Here is a 20,468-nt window from a genome sequence, read left to right as displayed (position 1 = left end):
TATGGCACGCATTATTGTTGTTACTTCGGGTAAAGGAGGCGTTGGCAAGACCACCTCCAGCGCGGCCATCGCTACTGGTTTGGCCCAGAAGGGAAAGAAAACCATCGTTATCGACTTCGATATCGGTCTGCGTAACCTCGACCTCATCATGGGATGTGAGCGTCGCGTCGTGTATGACTTTGTGAACGTCATTCAGGGCGATGCCACGCTGAACCAGGCGATGATTAAAGACAAGCGCACCGAGAACCTCTACATTCTCCCGGCATCTCAGACGCGTGACAAAGACGCCCTGACCCGTGAAGGGGTGGAAAAGGTGCTCGACGATCTGAAAAAAATGGATTTCGACTTCATCGTCTGCGACTCCCCTGCCGGCATCGAAACCGGTGCCCTGATGGCGCTCTACTTCGCTGATGAAGCGATCATCACCACCAACCCTGAAGTTTCATCCGTGCGTGACTCAGACCGCATTCTGGGGATCCTCGCCTCTAAATCCCGTCGTGCGGAAAATGGCGAAGACCCGATTAAAGAACACCTGCTGCTCACCCGCTACAATCCGGGCCGCGTGAACAAAGGTGACATGCTGAGCATGGAAGACGTGCTTGAGATCCTGCGCATTAAGCTGGTCGGCGTTATCCCGGAAGATCAGTCCGTGTTACGCGCCTCTAACCAGGGCGAGCCAGTGATCCTTGATACAATGGCAGATGCAGGTAAAGCTTACGCCGATACCGTTGACCGTCTGCTGGGAGAAGAACGTCCTTTCCGCTTCATTGAAGAAGAGAAGAAAGGTTTCCTCAAACGCCTGTTCGGAGGATAAGTTATGGCATTACTGGACTTTTTTCTCTCGCGGAAAAAGAACACCGCCAACATCGCAAAAGAACGTCTGCAAATTATCGTTGCGGAGCGTCGTCGTAGCGACGCCGAGCCTCACTACCTGCCGCAGCTGCGCAAGGACATCCTGGAAGTGATCTGTAAGTACGTGCAGATTGACCCGGAGATGGTGACGGTACAGCTGGAACAAAAAGACGGGGATATTTCGATTCTGGAGCTGAACGTGACGCTCCCGGAAGCGGAAGAGTCGCGTCCGTAGGTTTGTGATTTCATAGCCCCGGTAAGCGCAGCGCCACCGGGGGAATATGCCGGGTTTATCACCCGGCATATTTTTTATCGAGGATAGCCTTCCAGCAGCGTATTCAGGCGATCGGCCATCAATTCCCCGCGCCATCCCGCCATCATTTCCGGCACGCCATTCTGCGGCTTCAACTTCCAGTGCCAGTTCAGCAGCTGGTTAATCTGACGACGTGAGGCGAGCAGTTCCGCGCTCAGTTTGCTTTCGGTTGCAACTGCCTGCACCAGCGCTTTGATGTCCTTGAAAGCCTTGCGATAGCCCGGCATGTCCATCAGGTTCAGCAGCGGTTCCGGCAGCGCATCTTCCGGCAGCTCCTGCGCTTTTGCGACCAGCGCCAGCAGGGTTTTACCGTGGAAACGGATCTCGCTGCCTGAAAGCCCAATGCTGTCAAGCTCGCCGAGGCTGCCCGGCATATAGCGCGCCACCGCCCAGAGATGCTCTTCGCGAACCACAAAGTTAACGGCCAGGTCGCGCTCGCGTGCTTTACGCAAGCGCCAGTCTGCCAGCAACTGCAGGCATGCCAGCTGACGCGTTCGCAGCTGCCAGGCGTTGCTGATGTCGCGCCAGGCCTCTTTCGGATCCACCACTTCCTGACGGCGCTGCTGGGTCATTCGGCACTCGTCCAGCGCAGCAGCGAGCCATCCGGAGGCTTCCGCCTCTTTCATCAGCTGTCCGGCGATCGGCAGCAGGTAAAACACGTCTGCCACCGCATATTCCAGCTGGCGTGCGGTTAGCGGACGCGCCAGCCAGTCGGTGCGGGATTCACTCTTATCCAGCGTCAGGCCCGTATACTCCTCCACCATGGCGGCAAAACCCCACGACAGCGGACGACCGCTGAACGCCGCGAGGATCTGCGTATCAATCAGCGGCTGAGGCATGATGCCAAAGGTGTTCAGAAAGACTTCCAGATCTTCACTGCCCGCGTGCAGGTATTTCGTCACGGCGGTATCGAGCAGCAGATCGCGCATCGGCGTCCAGTCGGTAATGCCGAGAGGGTCGATCAGCGACACGTGTTTACCGTCGTACATCTGAATCAAACCCAGCTGCGGATAATAGGTTCGGGTACGGACAAACTCGGTATCCAGGGCAATGGCAGGAAAGTCGCGCGTCACTTCGCACAGCGAAGCCAGCTCGTCGTTGGTCGTGATCATCTGGTAATTCAAATCGGATTCTCTTTTGTTTGCGCCCATAAAAAACGCCGGCTTAACCGGCGTCTGGACGATTAACGTGAAGCTCAGGCCTTATTGTCTACTTTGGCACGGGCTTCGTCACGTAATTCTCGTCGTAATATCTTCCCGACGTTGGATTTCGGCAGCTCGTCGCGGAATTCCACCAGCTTCGGCACTTTATAGCCCGTCAGCTGACGACGACAAAACGTTATCAGCGCTTCCTCGGTGAGAGAAGGATCTTTCTTGACCACAAATATCTTCACCGCTTCACCACTGCTGCCGGAAGGCACGCCGACCGCTGCCACTTCGAGTACGCCGCTGTGCTGCATAACCACGTCTTCGATCTCATTCGGATAGACGTTGAAGCCGGAGACCAGAATCATATCTTTCTTGCGATCGACAATACGCAGGAAGCCTTCCTCATCCATCACCGCGATGTCACCGGTATGCAGCCAGCCGTCTTTGATGATTTCGTCGGTCGCGTCGGGACGCTGCCAGTAGCCCAGCATCACCTGCGGACCTTTGACGCACAGCTCACCCGGCTCACCCGGCGCAACTTCATTATCGTTATCATCGACCAGTTTCGCTTCAGTGGAAGGAACGGGCAGACCAATGCTTCCGCTGTGATAGTCGATATCATGCGGGTTAACGCTGACCAGCGGCGCGCATTCCGTCAGGCCATAGCCCTCCAGCAGATACTGACCGGTGAGCTTCACCCAGCGCTCGGCAACCGCCTGCTGGACCGGCATGCCGCCGCCCGCAGAGAGGTGCAGCGTGGAAAAATCCAGCTGCTGGAACTCTTTGTTATTAAGCAGCGCGTTGAACAGAGTATTTACCCCGGTCATGGCGGTGAACGGGTATTTCGCCAGCTCTTTCACCAGCCCTGGAATATCGCGCGGGTTGGTGATCAGCACGTTTTGACCGCCCAGCTCAATAAACAGCAGGCAGTTCATGGTCAGTGCGAAAATGTGGTACAGCGGCAGCGCCGTAATGACCAGCTCTTTGCCTGGATGCAGCAGCGGCCCGTAGGTTGCGTTGACCTGCTCAAGGTTCGCCAGCATGTTGCGGTGGGTCAACATAGCGCCTTTCGCCACGCCGGTGGTGCCACCGGTATACTGCAGGAAGGCGAGATCTTCTGAGACCACTTCCGGCTTGACGTACTGCATACGATAGCCCGCATGCAGCGCCCTGCGGAAGGAGATAGCGTCCGGCAGGTGGTATTTTGGCACCAGACGCTTGACGTATTTGACGACAAAGTTAACCAGCGTGCCTTTGGCGGTAGAGAGCTGGTCACCCATGCGCGTCAGGATGACGTGTTTCACCTGGGTTTTGTCGACCACTTTTTCCAGCGTATGGGCAAAGTTAGACACAATGACAATCGCAACCGCGCCGCTGTCGTTCAGCTGATGCTCAAGCTCGCGCGGGGTGTACAGCGGGTTGACGTTGACGACAATCATCCCGGCTCGCAGGATACCGAACAACGCCACCGGGTATTGCAGCAGGTTTGGCATCATCAGCGCGACGCGGTCCCCTTTTTGCAGCCCCAGCCCTTCCTGAAGATACGCCGCAAACGCCCGGCTACGCTCTTCAAGCTTACGGAACGTCATGACCTCGCCCATATTCACGAATGCGGGCTGGTCCGCGTAGCGCCTTACCGAGTGCTCAAATAATTCCACCAGGGATTGATAACGGTCAGGATTGATCTCAGCAGGAACATCTGCGGGATAACGGTTAAGCCAAACCTTCTTCAATGCATCACCTCTGAAATGAGTGTTCGTCGTCATCACAACCCCGATAATAAACAGTTTGTTAACATTATATTAACTCAGCGTACCAGTTTATTAATTGTTCAGATTTAAGGTTGCGAAGCGCGTCACTCTTTTTTTTCGTTTTATCCGTAAAAAAACAGAGACAGCGGCTGAGCCGCTGTCTCTTTTCTAGCAATAACAGTAAGTTACTCAGTAACGATCGTCTGTACCTGTGCAGGTCCCGGGTTATACCAACCCCAGCCCGGGTAGCCGTAACGATAAGGATGCGGACCCCACATCCACGGATCGATCGGCTGAGGCGGCATGATCACCTGCTGTGCTAACCGCCAGCGCTTATACCCGTTGACCTGCATGGTCATAAATTTATACGGCGTGCTGCCGATTTTACCCTGCACGGCGCCGGTAATCGGCCCGACGACGGTGACCAGTTGTCCGCGAAAATCGACAGGATCGAGGAAACCACTCACGTCCGCGTAGATACGCCCGCGAGAGGCCTCACCCAGTACAGGCCGCGCGCCGCTGTCCAGCGGAACGGTTGCGATCTCGAGGCGGGTTTTCCCCTGCTGGTTTTGTACGTCTATCACCTTACCGCCAAAGCGCGCTTCCTGGCCGACGTACAGCTCAGGGGCATTCATCACCCGAACCAGATCCTGCTGTGGCGTCGGGCTGGTGCCCTTAATCGCATCAGGAACGGAAACGCATCCGCTCAGTGCTATGGCAACTGCGCCTGCCATAATAAGGCGTACTACTTTAGTCTGGACCGCCATGATGCGACTCCTTTTTCTCAGTTCCTGTTACTGAGATTCACTCGCGGCCCGGAAGTTTCTTCCACGCAACGGTGTTTCGCAAATAAACCGGCTCCGCGTGTTCAACGGCCACGGTTTTGCCTGCTGCGAGCAGCTGGCAGGCAATCGGAAGCATATCTTCCGCAGCAGGCAGCAGCATGTTGCCGTCCACCAGCGTCAACCCGGTGTCGTTCGCCATGTCTGGCCACGCCGGCCAGCCGGTGCCGACGGTCGCCCACTCGCCTGAAAGCTGTTGCAGTCTTTCAGTGACCGCTTCCGGCTTAAGCACGGCTTCAGTCTCTTCACCGTGCCACACGCCCTGCTCGTCGCGGGTGTATTCGGCCCAGTAAACTTCGCCCATGCGGGCATCAATCGCGGCCAGAACGCGCGTTGCCCCGGTCATGCGCCATGCGCCCTGCGCCATGGTGGCGAGGGTAGAGACGCCGATCATCGGCAGTTCGGCGCCCAGCGCCAGGCCCTGCGCAATGCCAATCCCGATACGTACGCCCGTAAAGCTGCCGGGGCCGCGGCCAAAGGCCAGCGCGTCGAGGTCGGTTAAGGAGGTGTTGCCCTGGGTTAAAATGGCTTTTACCAGGGGCAGAATGCGTTGGGTGTGTTCCCGGGGGCACTCTTCGAAATGAGCAGAAACAGCACCGTCGTTCAACAGAGCGACAGAGCAAGCCTCTGTCGCGGTATCAATAGCCAGAATTCGCATCAGTCGTCGCGCTCTCGCAAGGGTCAGTCACAAAATGGCGCGCATCTTAGCATACTCCGGGGTAAATTACTCCGCCGTTGGGTTTGCCAGGAAACGCACCGCGCGTTTTATGTCCCGCGTCCGCGGCGCGGGCGGCAGGCTTGCAAGGAAGGTTGCTCCGTAAGGGCGCATCACCAGTCGGTTATCGCAGATGACCAGCACGCCGCGATCGGTAACGTCGCGGATTAATCGCCCTACCCCTTGCTTAAGGGTAATGACCGCATCCGGCAGCTGAACCTCGTCAAACGGATCTCCCCCGCGCAGACGGCAGTCCTCCATCCTCGCCTTGAGCAGCGGATCGTCCGGGGAGGTAAACGGAAGCTTATCAATGATAACCAGCGAGAGCGTATCGCCGCGCACGTCCACCCCTTCCCAGAAGCTGCTGGTGGCTACCAGCAGGGCATTTCCGGCGCTGACAAACTGCTGGAGCAGCTGGCCTTTGCTGGTTTCGCCCTGCAGCAGCACCGGCAGCGTCATGGTGGCGCGGAACTGCTCGGCGAGGTCGCGCATCATAGCGTGAGAGGTGCAGAGCATAAAACAGCGGCCGTTGTTGGCCTCGATCATCGGTTTTAACATCGCGGCCAGATGGCGTGCCGCACCCGGCTGGTTCGGCAGCGGCAGATTGCGGGGAACGCAGAGCAGCGCCTGCTTCTCGTAATCGAACGGGCTGGGCAGGAGCAAGGATTCCGCCTGCTCGATGCCCAGACGTTCCGTGAAGTGATGCAGATCGTCATTCACCGACAGGGTTGCCGAGGTGAAGATCCAGCTTCCCGGCTTTTGCGCCATCACCTCTTTAAATTTATCCGCCACCGTCAGCGGCGTGAGCGCCAGCGTGAAATGCCGCGAAGTGCATTCGTACCAGTAGCTGTACCCCGGCTGATTGATCTCTTTAAGCCGTTTGAGCCGCCCGCGATACAGCGTGGCGCGCTCAAAGGCCGCGTCCAGCAGGGCGGAACGACCAAGCGACAGTTTCGCCACGTCGTAGCAGAGTTCAAGGGCGTCATCGAGCAGCAGCAGCGCGCGCTGGATATTTTTGTCCGCCAGCAGCTCGCGCAGGTTGCCGCGATAGCCCGGCTCGCCGAGCTGTAAACGGAAATCCTGCGCGCTCTGCGCCAGGCGGTCGGCGCACTTCTGCAGCTGCTGGGTATCTTTGAGTTCGGTCCGGTAAGCGATGGTGAAATCTTTCGCCAGATCCTGCAGCTGGCGGCTGGAGAGCGACTGGCCGAAATACTGGCTGGCGATATCCGGCAGCTGGTGGGCTTCGTCGAAGATCATCACGTCCGCCTCCGGAATCAGCTCACCAAAGCCGCTGTCCTTTACCACCATATCCGCGAGGAACAGATGGTGGTTCACCACCACCACATCCGCATCCATCGCCGTTTTGCGCGCTTTCACTACAAAGCAGTCTTTATACAGCGGACAGTCGCTGCCGAGGCAGTTGTCGTTAGTGCTGGTCACCAGCGGCCAGGCAGGTGAGTCTTCCGGCACGCTCGCGCAGGTGCTGATATCGCCCTCTTCCGTCTGGTTCGCCCAGGCGCGAAGGATAATGACGTCGCTGAGGGTTTGCACCGGCAAGTCGCCGCCCGCCAGCGCCTGCTGCTCAAGGCGTTCCAGGCAGAGATAGTTGGATCGCCCCTTCAGCAGGGCCAGACGGCCTTTGTATTTCAGCGCCTTGGCCACCGTGGGCAAATCGCGGCTGTAGAGCTGATCCTGCAGCGCTTTCGAACCGGTCGAGATAATCACCTTTTTTTTCGCCCGCAGCGCTGGCGCAAGGTAAGCATAGGTTTTACCCGTGCCGGTACCCGCTTCGACCACCAGCGGCTGAGCCTTATCGATGGCGCGTGCAACGGCGTGCGCCATCTGGCGCTGAGGTTCACGGGGTTTGAAGCCGGGAATAGCCTGCGCTAATTGACCTTCAGGGGAAAAATCGTCTGCCACGGTGCTCTCTCACTGTATTTTTGCACAGGGATTATGTCAGCCCATCCTCTCCTGTGCCACCCCAAATAGTGACGACACGAGAACAATATGGCAGTCTTGCCGCCTGACGACGAAAAATAACGAGGAAACGTTTATGACAATTGTGCGCATTGATGCCGAAGCCCGCTGGTCTGATGTGGTGATCCATAACCAGACGCTCTACTACACCGGCGTACCGGCTAACCTGGATGCGGATGCGTTCGAGCAAACGGCTAACACTCTGGCGCAGATTGATGCGGTGCTGGAAAAACAGGGCAGCGACAAATCCCGCATTCTGGATGCGACGATTTTCCTGGCAAACAAAGATGATTTCGCGGCAATGAACAAAGCCTGGGATGCGTGGGTTGTGGCGGGTCACGCGCCTGTACGCTGCACCGTACAGGCCACGCTGATGAAGCCGGAATACAAGGTAGAGATTAAGATTATCGCGGCGGTTTAAGCACGATTACTCTTCATCTTCATCCTCGAAACGCGCCACGATCCGCTCGCCGGTATGCGTGGCGCGCAGTTCTTCCGCCACCTGGGAAATCGCCTGTCCGCTGCTCATCCCCTGGGACATCAGTTCCTGAATTCGCTCAACCGCTTTCTGCTGCTGTTCATGGCTCAGAGAAGGTAAACCTGCAAACATCGTCAACTCCTGCTAAATTATTCGCGCTAATTATTTCACGCTGCCCGGTAGTATGCCACACATGAACATGCGCTTCCCCACTGTTATTACTCTGCCCTGGCGAACAGACGCCGCTGAATACTGGTTTGCCCGCCTGAGCCATCTTCCGTTTGCGATGCTGCTGCACTCCGGCCATGCGGACCACCCCTACAGCCGCTTCGACATTCTGGTGGCCGATCCGCTAAAGACGCTGACCACCGATGACCTGTCCTTAACTGGCGATCCGCTGGCGCAGCTTCAGCAAGCCATTAACGCGCTGGGCTTATCTGCCACACCAAACCCCGACCTTCCCTTTCAGGGGGGCGCGCTGGGCCTGTTTGGCTACGATCTGGGTCGCCGTTTCGAAGCGCTGCCCGAGCATGCGCAGGCTGATATTCCCCTGCCCGACATGGCCGTGGGGCTGTATGACTGGGCGTTAATTGTCGATCACAAGAAAAAAACGGTTTCCCTGCTGAGCCATCGTGACGTGCAGGCGCGTCTGGCGTGGCTTCAATCGCAGCAGCCTGCACCGGCACAGACGTTCACATTGACCTCCGGCTGGCGCTCAAATATGAGTGCCGCGGAGTATGCCGAAAAATTCGCTCGCGTTCAGGCGTACCTGCAAAGCGGTGACTGCTATCAGGTTAACCTCGCCCAGCGTTTCCAGGCGACCTATGAGGGGGACGAGTGGCAGGCGTTTACCCGTCTTAACGCCAGCAATAAGGCGCCGTTTAGCGCGTTTGTGCGTCTGGAACAGGGTGCAATACTCAGTCTTTCACCCGAGCGATTTATTCATCTGGCCGAGGGCACGATTCAAACCCGTCCTATTAAAGGCACCTTGCCGCGTCTTGCCGATCCCGACGCCGATCGCCAGCAGGCGGAAAAACTTGCCGCCTCGCCGAAAGACCGCGCCGAGAACCTGATGATTGTGGATCTGATGCGTAACGACATCGGCCGCGTCGCCGAACCGGGCAGCGTGCGCGTGCCGGAACTGTTTGTCGTCGAGCCTTTCCCGGCAGTGTATCATCTGGTCAGCACCATAACCGCGCGTCTTCCCGCCTCTCGCACCGCCTGCGATCTGCTCCGCGCCGCGTTTCCGGGCGGCTCCATCACCGGCGCGCCCAAAATTCGCGCCATGGAAATCATCGACGAACTGGAACCGCACCGCCGCAACGCCTGGTGCGGCAGCATCGGCTATATCAGCTTGTGCGGCACCATGGATACCAGCATCACCATTCGCACGCTGACCGCCTGCAGCGGAAATCTCTACTGTTCGGCCGGGGGCGGTATTGTTGCCGACAGCCAGGTCGACGCGGAATATCAGGAAACCTTTGATAAAGTTAACCGTATCCTGAAACAACTGGAGTAATCACGGGTGGAAAAAGAGAACCTGACGCTGGATGATTTTTTATCTCGCTTTCAGCTACTAAGACCGCAGGTCAACCGCGAGGCGCTGAATCAGCGTCAGGCGGCCGTGCTGATCCCGGTCGTACGTCGCGCGCAACCGGGCCTGCTGCTCACCCAGCGTTCTCCCCATTTACGCAAGCACGCGGGTCAGGTCGCCTTTCCTGGCGGCGCAGTAGACAGCTCCGACGCCTCGCTGATTGCCGCCGCGCTGCGGGAAGCGCAGGAAGAAGTTGCCATTCCGCCTGAGACGGTGGAGGTCATTGGCGTGTTGCCGCCCGTAGATAGCGTCACCGGTTTTCAGGTCACGCCGGTGGTAGGTATTATCCCGCCGGACCTGCAGTATCACGCCAGCGTCGATGAAGTCTCTGCAGTGTTTGAAATGCCGCTTGAAGAGGCGCTCCGGCTAAGCCGTTATCATCCGCTGGATATTCATCGACGAGGGCATGACCATCGGGTCTGGTTGTCCTGGTATCAGCATTATTTTGTCTGGGGCATGACGGCGGGCATTATTCGTGAACTGGCGTTGCAAATCGGCCTGAAGCCTTGACTATACTTTACATTCCATCCTTTTTCGCAGGTTTGCGATCCGCGTCGCGCTATTAGCAAAACCCATCGTCAACCATTAGTTTAATTCATGTGAATAGTTAAGCCGAGGTCGGTGTTCCCTCTTACACTATGCGCAGTTATAACATCGTTACTGGAACCCCGGTAACCCTGTCAGGAGTGTGAAAGTGATTAGTATATTCGACATGTTCAAAGTGGGAATTGGCCCTTCGTCTTCCCATACTGTTGGCCCGATGAAGGCCGGTAAACAGTTCGTCGATGATCTGGTCGAAAAAGGATTACTGGAAAGCGTTACCCGTGTCGCCGTGGATGTTTACGGCTCGCTGTCATTAACGGGTAAAGGCCACCACACCGATATCGCCATTATTATGGGTCTGGCAGGCAATATGCCGGATACCGTTGATATTGATGCCATCCCGGCATTCATCCGCGACGTGGAAACACGCGGCCGCCTGCTGCTGGCAAACGGCCAGCAGGAAGTCGATTTCCCGCAGGATGACGGCATGCGTTTCCGTAGCGACAACCTGCCGCTGCATGAAAACGGCATGACCATTCACGCTTACAGCGGTGAAAAAGAGATTTACAGCAAAACGTACTACTCCATCGGCGGTGGCTTCATCGTGGATGAAGAGCATTTTGGCAAAGATAGCGTCGGCGACGTCAGCGTACCGTACCCGTTCAAATCGGCTACCGAGATGCTGGGCTACTGCAAAGATACCGGTCTTTCACTGTCCGGCATGGTGATGCAGAACGAACTGGCCCTGCACAGCAAGAAAGAGATTGAAGACTATTTTGCCAACGTCTGGCAAACCATGCGCGCCTGTATCGACCGCGGGATGAACACCGAAGGCGTTCTGCCGGGTCCACTGCGCGTGCCGCGTCGTGCCTCCGCCCTGCGCCGTATGCTGGTGACCACGGACAAGTTTTCCAATGACCCGATGAACGTGGTCGACTGGGTAAACATGTTTGCCCTGGCGGTTAACGAAGAAAACGCCGCCGGTGGACGCGTCGTGACGGCGCCAACTAACGGCGCGTGCGGTATCGTTCCGGCAGTGCTGGCGTATTACGATCACTTTATTGAGCCCGTGACGCCTGATATCTACATCCGCTATTTCCTGGCGGCAGGTGCAATCGGTGCGCTGTACAAAATGAATGCATCCATCTCCGGTGCTGAAGTAGGCTGTCAGGGTGAAGTCGGCGTGGCCTGCTCCATGGCGGCGGCGGGTCTGGCAGAGCTGCTGGGCGCAAGCCCTGAGCAGGTCTGCGTGGCGGCTGAAATCGGTATGGAGCATAACCTCGGTCTGACCTGCGATCCGGTCGCGGGCCAGGTGCAGGTGCCGTGCATCGAGCGTAACGCAATTGCTTCCGTGAAAGCCATCAACGCCTCACGCATGGCGATGCGCCGTACCAGCGAACCTCGCGTATCGCTGGATAAGGTGATTGAAACCATGTACGAAACCGGTAAAGACATGAACGCGAAATACCGCGAGACGTCCCGTGGTGGCCTGGCCATTAAGGTGCAGTGCGACTAATACTGCCTTTCGCCCATCTGCAACGGATGGGCGAATTTCCCTCTTCTTCCTCGTCTCCTTCAGCTTTCCCCACTACACTTTCACTGTTGCGTCCGGCTTTTGTGGCTGGTGGCTTATCAGGCGACCGTTCATGCAAACTGCACAAACGATCATTAAAAACTATCGCCGAAAACGCGTTATCGTCTGTGTGACGGTTGCGCTCCTCACGCTCATCCTGACGTTAGGCATTCGCTTTATTTCGCAGCGCAATGTTAACCAACAGCGGATCCTCGATTTTACCAGCCACACCGTTCGCGCCCTTGATAACGTCCTGCTTTCTTTAGAGAACCGCCGCAGCGTGCTGCAGCCCCTGGTGGGGCAGCCCTGCCCGCAGGCGCACCTCGCGCTGCGAAAGCAGGCAGCCATTTTGCAGACGGTACGCTCCATCGCCCTGATTAAAGACGGTATTCTGTACTGCTCGAGTATTTTCGGCAGCCGCAATGTGCCCGTTCGCGACTTCCTGAAAGAATTACCCGCCAGCACAGCGAAGCTGATTTTATCGAGCGACCAGTGGCTGCTTAAGGGTAGCCCGATATTGATCCAGTGGTATCCTGTTTCTCAGGACGGTGAAGCAGGCGTCATCGAGATCATTAATATCGATCTGATCGCCAAAATGATTCTGGAGCCCCAGCGCCCGCTCATCAATGACGTGGCGCTGACCGTAGGCGATCGCTTTCTGCGCTATGGACAACGCGTCAGCGACAGCCTGACGTTTGATAAGGAAGGCTCGCTTTTCCAGCAATCATCAACCCGAAATCCTTTCACCATTACGGTCAGCGGGCCAGGCCCTGGAGAGTTAGCCTTAAACAGCCTGCCAGCCCAGCTGCCTCTCGGGCTTATGCTGAGCCTGCTGCTGGGCTATCTCGCCTGGCTGGCAACGGCAAACCGGATGAGCTTCACGTGGGAGATCGATATGGGGATTGCGGGCCGGGAATTTGAGCTTTTCTGCCAGCCGCTGGTGAATGCCCGTACCCAGGCGTGCACGGGCGTGGAGATCCTGCTGCGCTGGAATAATCCGCGTCAGGGATGGATCTCCCCGGAAGTGTTTATTCCTCTGGCAGAAGAACATAACCTGATTGTTCCTCTGACCCGCTATGTGATCGCCGAAACGGTGCGCCAGATAGGCTACTTTCCCGCCAGCGCCGGTTTTCACATCGGCATTAACGTCGCCGCCAGCCATTTCCGTGACGCGGTGTTGATACAGGACCTGAACCGCCTCTGGTTCAGCGCCCGTCCGCGCCAGCAGCTGGTGATTGAGCTAACGGAACGGGATGCGCTGCTGGATGCGGATTATCGCATCGTGCGCGAACTGCATCGCAAAGGGGTGAAGCTCGCTATCGACGATTTTGGTACAGGAAACAGTTCCCTATCCTGGCTTGAAAAGCTGCACCCGGACGTGCTGAAAATTGACCAGTCCTTTACCACCGCCATTGGTACAGACGCCGTGAATTCAACGGTGACGGATATGATTATTGCGCTGGGCCAGAGGCTGAATATTGAACTGGTTGCTGAAGGGGTCGAGACAGAGGAGCAGGCGCGCTATTTGCGTCGCCATGGCGTGCCTGTTCTGCAGGGTTTTTTCTATGCGCGGCCTATGCCGCTACGGGATTTTCCTAAGTGGCTGGCGGGAAGCGCGTCCCCGCCAGCGCATCATAACGGGCACATCGTGCCCTTAATGCCGCTGCGCTAAGCCGGCTTACTCATCTTCGTCGTGGGCAGATTGTTCTTTAACAATGCGCACCATATCAACGCGATAGTCGTTGGCTTCAACGATCGTAATGTGCAGCGGCGAAAGCTCGATCACATCTCCGACGCGCGGGATTTGCCCGTTAACCGCGATAACCAGACCGGCAACGGTCGCGATGTCTTCTTCATCGTTGATGACGTTTTCCAGCCCCAGCGTATGCGAGAGCGCGTGCAGGTCGGTGGTACCTTTAACCAGCCAGCCTTCACCGTCGGCAACGATCTCTGGCGTTTCGTCTTCATCCGGGAATTCACCGGCAATCGCTTCCAGCACGTCCAGCGGCGTGACCAGCCCCTGCACCACGCCAAACTCGTTGGTAACGATAACAAAGCTACCGCGAGCGCGGCGCAGCACCCCGAGAAGGTTGATCGGATCCAGCGTTTCCGGTACGACAATCGCAGGCGATGCGGCAGCAACGGCTTCCACGTTGACGCCCTCTTCCAGGGCCACCAGCATCTCTTTCGCCCGCACGACGCCGATGATCTCATCCAGCTCACCGCGACAAACCGGGAACAGGCTGTGCGGTGAAGAGAGCAGCTGCTGGCGAATTTCATCCACGCTCAGGTTAGCATCGACCCAGCTGATTTCACCGCGCGGCGTCATGATGCCGCGCAGCGAACGGGAGGCCAGAGAGAGCACGCCGTTAATCATGTAGCGTTCCTGTTCCACAAATGCCCCTTCAGGCACCGGAACCGGGTTGTGGTTTTCGGAATCAGACTGAACGTTCACCTGACGGCGACCGCCCATCAGGCGCAGAATGGCATCTGCGGTACGGGCGCGCAGCGGCTGATTCGACTGCTGCTTAATAAAGTTACGACGCGCAATCTGGTTGAACAGCTCGATCAGGATCGAGAAGCCAATCGCGGCGTACAGGTAGCCTTTTGGAATATGGAAGCCAAAACCTTCCGCCACCAGGCTCAGGCCGATCATCAGCAGGAAGCTCAGACACAGCACGACCACCGTCGGATGCTGGTTCACGAAGCGCGTCAGAGGCTTTGAGGCCAGCAGCATGACCGCCATCGCAATGACGACAGCCGCCATCATTACCGGCAGATGATTCACCATGCCGACCGCCGTGATCACCGCATCCAGCGAGAAGACGGCATCAAGCACCACAATCTGCAGCACCACTACCCAGAAGCTGGCATAACCTTTACCGTGCCCATCATCGTGCTGACGGTTTTCCAGCCGCTCATGAAGCTCCGTCGTCGCTTTGAAAAGCAGGAATATCCCCCCGATCAGCATGATTAAATCACGCCCTGAGAAGGTGTAATCCATGACGGAGAACAGCGGTTTGGTCAACGTGACCATCCAGGAGATGACGGAGAGCAGTCCCAGTCGCATGACCAGCGCCAGCGAGAGACCAATCAGACGCGCTTTATCACGCTGTTTTGGCGGCAGTTTGTCCGCAAGGATGGCGATAAACACCAGGTTATCAATGCCGAGAACAATCTCGAGCACTACCAGCGTGAGCAATCCCACCCAGATTGACGGGTCCATTAAGAATTCCATGACAAGCTCCTGCTAAAGGAATGACGAAACGGTGCCCCACTCAACGTGGGCAAAACAGAGGTAGACAGAGTCGATACGTGGCGAGGATCGCCGGTGAATAAGGCGCGAAATGGCCTGGCAGATGACTGACGTCGGTGACGGTCCATATAGTGGGCTGTAGCCCTATACTCCTGAACAATTAAACGGAGGCTAAACATATCAGAGACAATGTGTTTTTAGCAAAGATTTACGTTCCTTTGCAAAGTTCTGTAACACAGCGGCTTTACTCTACGGATAAATCTCTAACGCGAGGCTAAATTACGGATCTTCATCACATAAATTATTTTTTCACTATCTAAAATAATTCGCGGAAGTCTTAGTTTTTTTGAACTCTAACCCTTATCTGAATCGATTCGGTTCGCCAATACGATTCTCAGTACGGCTGCCTGGCAGGCGTATTAATGATAATAAAAGGAGGTAGCAAGTGACCATTGCTATTGTCATAGGCACACATGGTTGGGCTGCTGAGCAGCTACTCAAAACGGCAGAGATGCTGTTGGGCGAGCAGGAAAACGTCGGCTGGATCGATTTCGTTCCCGGTGAAAACGCCGAGACGCTGATAGAGAAATACAACGCTCAACTCGCGAAGCTGGATACCAGCAAAGGCGTGCTGTTTCTCGTTGATACATGGGGCGGCAGCCCGTTCAACGCCGCCAGCCGCATTGTCGTCGATAAAGAGCATTATGAAGTCGTCGCCGGGGTTAACATCCCCATGCTGGTGGAAACCTTTATGGCGCGCGACGATAACCCAGGCTTCGATGAGCTGGTGGCGCTGGCCGTTGAAACCGGTCGCGAAGGAGTAAAAGCCCTGAAAGCACAGCCGGTTGAAAAACCTGCCCCTGCGCCTGCTGCGGCACCAAAAGCAGCTGCACCGGCAAAACCAATGGGCCCGAACGATTACATGGTGATCGGCCTTGCGCGTATTGATGACCGCTTAATCCACGGTCAGGTTGCCACGCGCTGGACCAAAGAGACCAACGTTCGACGCATCATCGTGGTCAGCGACGAAGTGGCCGCCGATACCGTACGTAAAACCCTTCTGACTCAGGTTGCTCCTCCTGGCGTTACCGCGCACGTCGTGGATGTCGCCAAGATGATTCGCGTTTACAACAACCCGAAATACGCGGGTGAACGCGTGATGCTCCTGTTCACTAACCCGACAGACGTTGAGCGCATTGTTGAAGGCGGCGTGAAAATCACCTCCGTGAACATTGGTGGTATGGCATTCCGTCAGGGCAAAACGCAGGTCAACAACGCCATTTCAGTCGATGCGAAAGATATCGAGGCATTCAACAAGCTGAATGCGCGCGGTATTGAACTGGAAGCCCGTAAGGTTTCCACGGATCAAAAACTGAAAATGATGGATTTGATCGGCAAAGTTGGGAAATAAGCCCCCGCCGGTTCTCATATAAAGTTTATGTAATAGGAGAAGTGCAATGGAGATTACCACTCTTCAGATTGTGCTGGTGTTCGTTGTCGCATGTATTGCGGGTATGGAATCCGTACTTGATGAATTTCAGTTCCACCGCCCTCTGGTAGCCTGTACGCTGATTGGGGCCGTTCTGGGTGACATGAAAACCGGTATCATCATCGGTGGTACCCTGGAAATGATCGCCCTGGGCTGGATGAACATCGGCGCGGCAGTTGCGCCCGATGCAGCACTAGCCTCTATCATTTCGACCGTTCTGGTTATTGCCGGTCACCAGAGTATTGGTGCCGGTATCGCCCTGGCGATACCGCTGGCTGCAGCAGGCCAGGTTCTGACTATCATCGTTCGTACTATCACCGTTGCCTTCCAGCACGCGGCGGATAAGGCGGCCGAAAACGGCAACCTCACGGCACTGTCGTGGATCCACGTTTCATCCCTGTTCCTGCAGGCGATGCGTATCGCGATCCCGGCGGTTATCGTGGCGATCTCTGTCGGTACCAGCGAAGTGCAGAGCATGCTGAACGCCATTCCTGAAGTGGTCACCGGCGGTCTGAATATCGCGGGCGGTATGATCGTGGTCGTCGGTTATGCGATGGTCATCAACATGATGCGCGCAGGCTACCTGATGCCGTTCTTCTACCTCGGCTTCGTGACCGCTGCCTTCACCAACTTCAACCTGGTTGCACTGGGTGTTATTGGTGCGGTAATGGCAATTCTCTACATCCAGCTCAGCCCGAAATATAACCGCGTCGCGGGTGCCCCAGCGCAGGCTGCTGGTAACAACGATCTCGATAACGAACTGGACTAACAGGTGAGCGAAATGGTTGATATGACAAAAACTACCACCGAGAAAAAACTCACTCCGGGTGATATTCGTGGCGTGTTCATCCGTTCTAACCTGTTTCAGGGTTCATGGAACTTCGAACGTATGCAGGCGCTCGGCTTCTGCTTCTCCATGGTTCCGGCGATCAAACGCCTGTATCCGGAAAACAACGAAGCGCGCCGTCAGGCGATCAAGCGTCACCTGGAATTCTTTAACACTCATCCTTACGTTGCGGCTCCGGTTCTGGGCGTAACGCTGGCGATGGAAGAACAGCGTGCAAACGGCGCAGAGATCGACGATGGTGCCATCAACGGTATTAAAGTCGGCCTGATGGGTCCGCTGGCCGGTGTCGGTGACCCTATCTTCTGGGGTACCGTGCGTCCGGTCTTCGCAGCGCTGGGGGCAGGTATCGCGATGAGCGGCAGCCTGCTTGGCCCACTGCTGTTCTTCATCCTGTTTAACGCCGTGCGTCTGCTGACCCGTTACTACGGCGTGGCCTACGGCTACCGTAAAGGGGTGGACATCGTTAAGGACATGGGCGGCGGCTTCCTGCAGAAACTGACTGAGGGGGCGTCAATCCTGGGCCTGTTTGTCATGGGAGCACTGGTTAACAAGTGGACGCACGTGAACATCCCGCTGGTGGTATCGACCATCACCGGTCAGGATGGTCAGACCCGCGTCACCACCGTGCAGACGATTCTGGATCAGCTGATGCCGGGCCTGGTGCCGCTGCTGTTGACCTTCGCCTGCATGTGGCTGCTGCGTAAGAAAGTGAACCCGCTGTGGATTATCGTTGGCTTCTTCATCATCGGTATCGCGGGCTACGCTGTCGGCCTGCTGGGTCTCTAAGTTTCAACGCTATAGGCCGGGGGCTTGCCCCCGGTTTTTTTTATCTGGAGGATGAATGACTGTCACGGACATCGTACTGGTTCTATTTATTGCTGCCCTTCTGGCTTACGCGATCTATGACGAGTTCATCATGCCGCGCCGTCACGGCGAGACGCTGCTCTCCCTTCCCCTTCTGCGACGCGGGCGCGTGGATGCGTTTATCTTCGCGGGTCTCATCGTTATTCTTATTTACAATAACGTCAACAGCAATGGTGCAATATTAACCACATGGTTATTATGTGCGCTGGCATTAATGGCTGTTTATCTGTTCTGGATCCGTACGCCGAAAATCATTTTTAAATCACGCGGATTTTTCTTCGCCAATGTATGGATAGAATATAACCGTATTAAAGAGATGAATTTATCAGAAGACGGCGTGCTGGTGATGCAATTAGAACAACGCCGCCTGCTTATTCGGGTGAAGAATATTGACGATCTGGAAAAGATATACAATTTACTCTTGAAAACTCAATAGCTTAGATATATAGCAACGGCTATATTCTGCGTTTGTCTTGCGCAAAAAATATAGCCGAAGCTATATCCCATTCGTTAATTTGATCTCTATTTGTTAACGATAGCTTCACGCTTAAAGACAAATGAAAATCGTTATCAACAAACGTTTTAAATAATGCCTCCTCATTGTTGTTTTATATTCTCAAAATATGTTAAGGTTGCGCCCGTCGTTGGGGAGTAGCCGATTTCCTGTTTACAGGAAATGTACGTGTCAACATACTCGTTGAAAAACGTGGCGCGTACGGATCGCTTACTGCACATCTTATGTGCATTGGGATCAGGCGAGACCATAGATACATCAACTGCTGTTTACTGGGGGCAGTGATGTGTCATATGGATATCCCCGGTCTGGACGCTGTTATGAATATCTCCGCTACGATCCTCCTCGCTTTTGGCATGTCCATGGACGCATTTGCTGCATCCATCGGAAAAGGCGCCACGCTTCATAAACCTAAATTCTCAGAAGCACTGCGTACCGGCCTGATTTTCGGTGCTATCGAAACGCTGACCCCGCTTATCGGCTGGGGACTTGGCATGCTCGCCAGCCAGTTCGTGCTGGAGTGGAACCACTGGATTGCCTTCGTCCTGCTGGTGTTCCTCGGTGGCCGAATGGTGATAGAAGGTTTTCGCGGCGGTGATGATGAAGACGAGGAGCCGCTGCACCGCCACGGGTTCTGGCTGCTGGTCACCACGGCAATTGCCACCAGCCTTGATGCGATGGCTGTCGGCGTCGGTCTGGCATTCCTGCAGGTCAATATTATCGCCACAGCGCTGGCTATTGGCTGCGCAACGCTGATCATGTCCACGCTGGGCATGATGGTCGGTCGGTTTATCGGCCCGCTGTTGGGTAAACGCGCCGAGATCCTGGGCGGGATTGTGCTAATTGGCATTGGTGCCCAGATCCTCTGGGCACACTTCGCCGGTTAATCTTCGCGCTGCCAGACGTGGATGCTGAAATCCGTCTGGCAGTGAAATATTGTGTGTGCAGCTAACGTTCCCCATACTTCCGGTTTTGCCCGCCATGCGAACGGCGTCATCTGCAGCAACGCGGTGGCCTCTTCCCCTGTGAGCGACATATCATACGCCACGGTTTGCTCCTGCTTCAGGCTAAAACCGGCCAGCTGTTCAGAATGAGGGGCATGCAGACGTACTTCGTCGTAGATCAGACCTTTCAGCTCCATCAGATGGCGCGGGCCCGGCGTCACGGTGATAACCCATCCGCCCGGTTTCACCACGCGAGCCAGTTCTTCCGCTTTGCAGGGCGCGTAAATGCGGATAACAGCGTCCATGCTGGCATCATTAAACGGCAGTCGGTGGCTGGATGCCACGCAGAACATCACGTCCGCGTAACGCTTTGCCGCCGCACGAATGGCCACTTTCGACACGTCCAGACCGAATGTGTTTGCCCCCTTCTCACGGGCAACCTCTGCAAATCGTGCGGTGTAGTACCCTTCCCCACAGCCAATATCCAGCATGGCGGTGGCTGAAGCAGGCAGGATGTCATTCACCATATGCGCGACGGCCTCCCGCAGCGGCAGATAGTGCCCGGCATCAAGAAACGCGCGACGCGCCTGCATCATCTCTGCACTGTCGCCTGGATCGCGGGAACGCTTATGCTGCACCGGCAGAAGATTCACATAGCCTTCTTTTGCCATATCAAACTGATGCCCCTGCGGACAGGTATAACTTTTATCTGAGTGCGTCAGGGGTGCGTGGCAAAGAGGACAGCTGAAGGACATGGTGACTCCGGAG

At 56.1% G+C, this 20,468-nt stretch carries 20 protein-coding genes; 12 read left to right on the top strand and 8 right to left on the bottom strand.

What is annotated here, in order from left to right:
- The first annotated feature begins 1 nt into the window (after position 1).
- Entirely contained in the window at positions 2-814 is an 813-nt protein-coding gene (minD, locus tag F0319_RS07630) for a septum site-determining protein MinD (RefSeq protein ID WP_023312187.1), read from the top strand.
- 3 nt (positions 815-817) lie between these two features.
- The gene (minE, locus tag F0319_RS07625; protein WP_008500504.1) at positions 818-1,087 is read left to right on the top strand and encodes a cell division topological specificity factor MinE; all 270 of its coding nucleotides are present in this window, start codon (positions 818-820) and stop codon (positions 1,085-1,087) included.
- 74 nt (positions 1,088-1,161) lie between these two features.
- Here minE and rnd read toward each other — a convergent pair whose 3' ends face one another.
- From rnd to F0319_RS07600, 5 genes are all read right to left on the bottom strand, one after another.
- A complete protein-coding gene (gene rnd, locus F0319_RS07620; protein ID WP_149366621.1) occupies positions 1,162-2,289 on the bottom strand; it encodes a ribonuclease D in 1,128 nt (375 codons plus the stop codon).
- 71 nt (positions 2,290-2,360) lie between these two features.
- Complete coding sequence (fadD, locus tag F0319_RS07615) at positions 2,361-4,046, bottom strand: long-chain-fatty-acid--CoA ligase FadD (protein ID WP_072253790.1); 1,686 nt, start codon at positions 4,044-4,046, stop codon at positions 2,361-2,363.
- A gap of 203 nt (positions 4,047-4,249) precedes the next feature.
- On the bottom strand, positions 4,250-4,831 hold the full coding sequence (locus tag F0319_RS07610) for a Slp family lipoprotein (protein ID WP_111964786.1): 582 nt from the start codon (positions 4,829-4,831) through the stop codon (positions 4,250-4,252).
- 37 nt (positions 4,832-4,868) lie between these two features.
- Positions 4,869-5,564, bottom strand: coding sequence for a tRNA (adenosine(37)-N6)-threonylcarbamoyltransferase complex dimerization subunit type 1 TsaB (tsaB, locus tag F0319_RS07605; RefSeq protein WP_149366594.1), 696 nt, complete (start codon positions 5,562-5,564; stop codon positions 4,869-4,871).
- A gap of 66 nt (positions 5,565-5,630) precedes the next feature.
- Positions 5,631-7,541, bottom strand: a complete 1,911-nt coding sequence (locus F0319_RS07600; RefSeq protein ID WP_023293935.1) for a DNA repair helicase YoaA — start codon at positions 7,539-7,541, stop codon at positions 5,631-5,633.
- A gap of 133 nt (positions 7,542-7,674) precedes the next feature.
- Between F0319_RS07600 and F0319_RS07595 the strand changes: the two genes are divergently transcribed.
- On the top strand, positions 7,675-8,019 hold the full coding sequence (locus tag F0319_RS07595; protein WP_008500498.1) for a RidA family protein: 345 nt from the start codon (positions 7,675-7,677) through the stop codon (positions 8,017-8,019).
- A 6-nt stretch (positions 8,020-8,025) separates the two neighbouring features.
- On the opposite strand, the gene F0319_RS07590 is transcribed toward F0319_RS07595, so the two are convergent.
- The gene (locus F0319_RS07590) at positions 8,026-8,208 is read right to left on the bottom strand and encodes a YoaH family protein (protein WP_008500497.1); all 183 of its coding nucleotides are present in this window, start codon (positions 8,206-8,208) and stop codon (positions 8,026-8,028) included.
- A gap of 61 nt (positions 8,209-8,269) precedes the next feature.
- Between F0319_RS07590 and pabB the strand changes: the two genes are divergently transcribed.
- The 4 genes from pabB to F0319_RS07565 all read left to right on the top strand — a co-directional run bounded on the left by pabB (position 8,270) and on the right by F0319_RS07565 (position 13,458).
- Positions 8,270-9,595, top strand: coding sequence for an aminodeoxychorismate synthase component 1 (gene pabB / locus F0319_RS07585; protein ID WP_149366620.1), 1,326 nt, complete (start codon positions 8,270-8,272; stop codon positions 9,593-9,595).
- 6 nt (positions 9,596-9,601) lie between these two features.
- Positions 9,602-10,180, top strand: coding sequence for a CoA pyrophosphatase (locus tag F0319_RS07580; protein ID WP_111964789.1), 579 nt, complete (start codon positions 9,602-9,604; stop codon positions 10,178-10,180).
- 184 nt (positions 10,181-10,364) lie between these two features.
- A complete protein-coding gene (gene sdaA / locus F0319_RS07575) occupies positions 10,365-11,729 on the top strand; it encodes an L-serine ammonia-lyase (protein ID WP_149366593.1) in 1,365 nt (454 codons plus the stop codon).
- 130 nt (positions 11,730-11,859) lie between these two features.
- A complete protein-coding gene (locus F0319_RS07565; RefSeq protein WP_149366592.1) occupies positions 11,860-13,458 on the top strand; it encodes an EAL domain-containing protein in 1,599 nt (532 codons plus the stop codon).
- Positions 13,459-13,464: 6 nt separating this feature from the next.
- Here F0319_RS07565 and yoaE read toward each other — a convergent pair whose 3' ends face one another.
- Complete coding sequence (gene yoaE, locus F0319_RS07560) at positions 13,465-15,024, bottom strand: CNNM family cation transport protein YoaE (RefSeq protein ID WP_111964792.1); 1,560 nt, start codon at positions 15,022-15,024, stop codon at positions 13,465-13,467.
- A gap of 463 nt (positions 15,025-15,487) precedes the next feature.
- Here yoaE and manX point away from each other — a divergent pair, with 463 nt between their 5' ends.
- The 5 genes from manX (at position 15,488) to mntP (ending at position 19,643) form a co-directional block, all read left to right on the top strand.
- A complete protein-coding gene (gene manX / locus F0319_RS07555) occupies positions 15,488-16,453 on the top strand; it encodes a PTS mannose transporter subunit IIAB (protein ID WP_111964793.1) in 966 nt (321 codons plus the stop codon).
- 46 nt (positions 16,454-16,499) lie between these two features.
- Positions 16,500-17,300, top strand: a complete 801-nt coding sequence (gene manY / locus F0319_RS07550) for a PTS mannose transporter subunit IIC (protein WP_008500490.1) — start codon at positions 16,500-16,502, stop codon at positions 17,298-17,300.
- Between the two features lie 12 nt (positions 17,301-17,312).
- The gene (locus tag F0319_RS07545; protein WP_028018668.1) at positions 17,313-18,164 is read left to right on the top strand and encodes a PTS mannose transporter subunit IID; all 852 of its coding nucleotides are present in this window, start codon (positions 17,313-17,315) and stop codon (positions 18,162-18,164) included.
- A gap of 55 nt (positions 18,165-18,219) precedes the next feature.
- Positions 18,220-18,678 carry a DUF986 family protein gene (locus tag F0319_RS07540; RefSeq protein WP_149366591.1) on the top strand — a complete coding sequence of 153 codons (459 nt, stop codon included), beginning with the start codon at positions 18,220-18,222 and terminating at the stop codon, positions 18,676-18,678.
- A gap of 398 nt (positions 18,679-19,076) precedes the next feature.
- Entirely contained in the window at positions 19,077-19,643 is a 567-nt protein-coding gene (gene mntP, locus F0319_RS07535; protein ID WP_047074362.1) for a manganese efflux pump MntP, read from the top strand.
- Here the strand turns inward: mntP and rlmA are convergent.
- On the bottom strand, positions 19,640-20,455 hold the full coding sequence (gene rlmA / locus F0319_RS07530; protein ID WP_149366590.1) for a 23S rRNA (guanine(745)-N(1))-methyltransferase: 816 nt from the start codon (positions 20,453-20,455) through the stop codon (positions 19,640-19,642). The two genes, mntP and rlmA, sit on opposite strands and share 4 nt — an antisense overlap.
- Positions 20,456-20,468 lie beyond the last annotated feature (13 nt).

The organism is Enterobacter vonholyi (assembly GCF_008364555.1).
In the GTDB taxonomy this organism is placed as follows: Bacteria; Pseudomonadota; Gammaproteobacteria; order Enterobacterales; family Enterobacteriaceae; genus Enterobacter; species Enterobacter vonholyi.
The sequence above is the reverse complement of the archived record's forward strand: the minus strand, read 5'-3'. Positions and strand labels throughout refer to the sequence as shown.

Excerpts from the sequence above, each read along its gene's own strand:
- F0319_RS07565 (WP_149366592.1), top strand. The coding sequence starts at position 11,860 with ATGCAAACTGCACAAACGATCATTAAAAACTATCGCCGAAAACGCGTT.
- manY (WP_008500490.1), top strand. The coding sequence starts at position 16,500 with ATGGAGATTACCACTCTTCAGATTGTGCTGGTGTTCGTTGTCGCATGT.
- minD (WP_023312187.1), top strand. The coding sequence starts at position 2 with ATGGCACGCATTATTGTTGTTACTTCGGGTAAAGGAGGCGTTGGCAAG.
- F0319_RS07595 (WP_008500498.1), top strand. The coding sequence starts at position 7,675 with ATGACAATTGTGCGCATTGATGCCGAAGCCCGCTGGTCTGATGTGGTG.
- F0319_RS07590 (WP_008500497.1), bottom strand. The coding sequence starts at position 8,208 with ATGTTTGCAGGTTTACCTTCTCTGAGCCATGAACAGCAGCAGAAAGCG.
- F0319_RS07540 (WP_149366591.1), top strand. The coding sequence starts at position 18,220 with ATGACTGTCACGGACATCGTACTGGTTCTATTTATTGCTGCCCTTCTG.
- F0319_RS07545 (WP_028018668.1), top strand. The coding sequence starts at position 17,313 with ATGGTTGATATGACAAAAACTACCACCGAGAAAAAACTCACTCCGGGT.
- mntP (WP_047074362.1), top strand. The coding sequence starts at position 19,077 with ATGAATATCTCCGCTACGATCCTCCTCGCTTTTGGCATGTCCATGGAC.
- yoaE (WP_111964792.1), bottom strand. The coding sequence starts at position 15,024 with ATGGAATTCTTAATGGACCCGTCAATCTGGGTGGGATTGCTCACGCTG.
- F0319_RS07610 (WP_111964786.1), bottom strand. The coding sequence starts at position 4,831 with ATGGCGGTCCAGACTAAAGTAGTACGCCTTATTATGGCAGGCGCAGTT.
- minE (WP_008500504.1), top strand. The coding sequence starts at position 818 with ATGGCATTACTGGACTTTTTTCTCTCGCGGAAAAAGAACACCGCCAAC.
- rlmA (WP_149366590.1), bottom strand. The coding sequence starts at position 20,455 with ATGTCCTTCAGCTGTCCTCTTTGCCACGCACCCCTGACGCACTCAGAT.
- tsaB (WP_149366594.1), bottom strand. The coding sequence starts at position 5,564 with ATGCGAATTCTGGCTATTGATACCGCGACAGAGGCTTGCTCTGTCGCT.
- pabB (WP_149366620.1), top strand. The coding sequence starts at position 8,270 with ATGAACATGCGCTTCCCCACTGTTATTACTCTGCCCTGGCGAACAGAC.